The organism is Vibrio sp. 1069 (assembly GCF_033340555.1).
Genome location: NZ_JAWOWP010000835.1, coordinates 1 through 542, shown reverse-complemented (window position 1 = coordinate 542; position 542 = coordinate 1). Strand labels below are relative to the sequence as shown.

Sequence of the window (542 nt, the reverse complement as noted above, 5' to 3'; positions counted from 1 at the left end):
TAGCGTTGAGAATTTGAACGACTAAATACCCAACTTCCGACTGAAGCGTACAAGACGTTACACATTGTTGCTAATGCACTGAATAGCAAGCCAAGGACTAATAGTTGTGTTGATGCGGAGCCTGTCGAAGTGTCGATAAATTGAGGTAGGAAAGAAAGGAAGAATAGAGCTACTTTCGGATTCAAAACACTAACAATGACACCTTGTGCAAATACGTTTTTGTTGCTTCCAATGCTTTCGTTGACCACGAGTTTGCTCTCACCACGCCACATGGAAAGTAGCGCTTGGACACCTAAATAGACCAAGTAGGCTGCTCCTAGCCATTTTACTGCTGTAAAAGCTACCGCAGAGCTGAGAATTATTGCGGATAAACCCAAACACGCTGCTAATGTATGAATAAAGTAACCAATGCCGAGCCCAATAGCTGCCTTCATTCCACTGGCCAGTTTTCCTTTCATTGTGTTTGAAACAATGTAGATTACATCTGGTCCGGGTATCATATTGATGGCTAGGCAAGCGATGACAAACAACACTAGTGAATT

The 542-nt window shown here is 42.8% G+C and carries 1 protein-coding gene; it reads right to left on the bottom strand.

Annotation, left to right across the window (positions count from 1 at the left end):
* Positions 1-542: LysE family translocator (locus R7040_RS29335; protein WP_318098029.1), on the bottom strand; the 542-nt coding region annotated here is incomplete at both ends.